Origin of the sequence: Prevotella sp. AM42-24 (assembly GCF_003461825.1) — a bacterium.
GTDB classification, from domain to species: domain Bacteria; phylum Bacteroidota; class Bacteroidia; order Bacteroidales; family Bacteroidaceae; genus Prevotella; species Prevotella hominis.
Window position 1 is genome coordinate 5,817 of sequence record NZ_QTXV01000096.1, and the last position, 1,899, is coordinate 7,715.

Annotated in this window: 3 protein-coding genes; all 3 read right to left on the reverse strand. The window is 32.6% G+C overall.

The genetic code is table 11. The features are described 5' to 3' along the window. Nucleotides 1-345 precede the first annotated feature (345 nt). Nucleotides 346-900 carry a hypothetical protein gene (locus tag DW917_RS15730; RefSeq protein ID WP_147344231.1) on the reverse strand — a complete coding sequence of 185 codons (555 nt, stop codon included), beginning with the start codon at nucleotides 898-900 and terminating at the stop codon, nucleotides 346-348. Nucleotides 901-910: 10 nt separating this feature from the next. Further along, entirely contained in the window at nucleotides 911-1,192 is a 282-nt protein-coding gene (locus DW917_RS15735; protein WP_233524787.1) for an ORF6N domain-containing protein, read from the reverse strand. Nucleotides 1,193-1,350: 158 nt separating this feature from the next. Continuing rightward, the gene (locus DW917_RS15740; RefSeq protein ID WP_118120245.1) at nucleotides 1,351-1,776 is read right to left on the reverse strand and encodes a hypothetical protein; all 426 of its coding nucleotides are present in this window, start codon (nucleotides 1,774-1,776) and stop codon (nucleotides 1,351-1,353) included. Nucleotides 1,777-1,899: the final 123 nt, after the last annotated feature.

Sequence of the window (1,899 nt, forward strand, 5' to 3'; positions counted from 1 at the left end):
GCAAAGGTAGTGCTTTTAGCCTTTAAACTACTATCACACAACCCCTTTCTTTGAAAAGGACGTAAAATCAATAGTATTATTGCGGTGATTGCATTTTTAGTAATCGCCTAACTCGTTGTACGGTACTTACCCCTTAACCACTCAACTTTGCCACATCCTGAATGGAATACCCCTTGCTATTGGCTATACAATTCCCGCTATTAGGGCTTGTTAGGGACTTGCACCCATTAGAATAAGCTCATGCCGAGCGTACAATAAACTGTGTTAAACAATAATTATTATAGTTTAATACAGTTTGTTTTACACGCTTGCAATTGCTTTCTTTTACTATTCGGCTACAAGCTATTAGTTTACAGAAATGGAAAACAGATTACCATATTTAGAGTTATTTGATATTGTTTTAATATTATGGTACTCTATACTATGTTTGAGATGTAAATATGAATACGATAAATTAGAGCTATTATAAATTTCAATATCAAAATATTTATAATCAACGGTTCTAATGGTATTGCATTTTATCCTCTGTAACATATTTCGTATTGAATCAACTTTTGAATAGTTCCATCCTAAGTTTTTCAATAATAGATTAAAATTCTTGTTATCTAACCTTTGTGAGTTAGCTTTTTGAGTGACTCTTTCTCCATTAATTACATTTTTGCTCATTATAATAATATCAACACTATTATTTTTATCATTAATATTAAAATTAACATAGTTTTCTTTTTTTAAATTTATTGGAATAGAGTTATTAAATAAATTAGTAACATCAAAAAAAAGCTCTGCATTATTTTCAAAATTTTTTTTCATCCACAACACATCGCGACTCTTACTGTAATCACATGATTGCAGCAGTTGTAAAAGTATTAAACCAAGTAATATTTGCATTAAATATTTCATACCTGTTATTTTAAATTTCTCTAAAGGAATGATATTCCTCAATCTGTGATTTTGAACATTCCTCCATTGTTAACTGAAACCTAAAATCAGAAGGGAACCTCTGAATGTTACGTTTGACTGCTTGGTTCAAAGTTCTTGTCTCTACACCATATAGCGTTGCCAAGTCTTTGTCAAGCATAACTTGCTGTCCTCTAATTACTTTTATTAGAGACTCTATATTATCCATGACAACCAACTGGTCACAATTTGTGACCAGTTCGCCGTTTTCTGTCTTTTCCGTTATGTCTGTCATATTTATATTAATTATCAAAATCACAAATTGCGACCTCAAACGTATTGTTGTTATATTGCGTACAAAGGTAGTGCTTTTAGCCTATAAGCCACTATCACACAACCCCTTTCTTTGAAAAGAACGTAAAATCAATAGTATTATTGCGATTATTGTGCGTTTTATGTCTTTACAGTATCTTTTGCTATATCTTGACTCCACTCCTTAAAAAACGCGAAACGAAAGCCTTCTGGAAAGAGTATGATGCCTGACGCTTCCTGAAGGACTTTAAAGATATCATTCAAAATGCTGACGATTTTGGGCAGGCGATTTTCTGGCTTCTCAAAATACAATATGATATAGAGCAGATAGAAGAACTCTGCAAAGGTCAGAATGCCTCTTCGCCTACTGAGATGATTGATCGTGGTTCGATCTATGCCGAATTGGGCACCCAACTCTGTCATCGTATAGGATTCTCCCGTCGCTGGATTAAAAAGATGATGAATTAGTTCGGAATAACCAATAACTAAAGTGCTCATATCAATATTGTGGGCGCTTTTCACATGTGATGCTAACTTCTCTTTTATTTTGTTTTTGGTTTGTATCATGGAATTGTTATTAAGTTTTAAAAAAAGCAACTTGCTTTTAATAAAAACTTAAAAAATGGCCATTTATTGTACGGTCGTACATTTTTCTCGCCAAAAAAATCATTTCTACCTACTTTTGCTGCA

Excerpts from the sequence above, each read along its gene's own strand:
- DW917_RS15735 (WP_233524787.1), bottom strand. The coding sequence starts at position 1,192 with ATGACAGACATAACGGAAAAGACAGAAAACGGCGAACTGGTCACAAAT.
- DW917_RS15740 (WP_118120245.1), bottom strand. The coding sequence starts at position 1,776 with ATGATACAAACCAAAAACAAAATAAAAGAGAAGTTAGCATCACATGTG.
- DW917_RS15730 (WP_147344231.1), bottom strand. The coding sequence starts at position 900 with ATGAAATATTTAATGCAAATATTACTTGGTTTAATACTTTTACAACTG.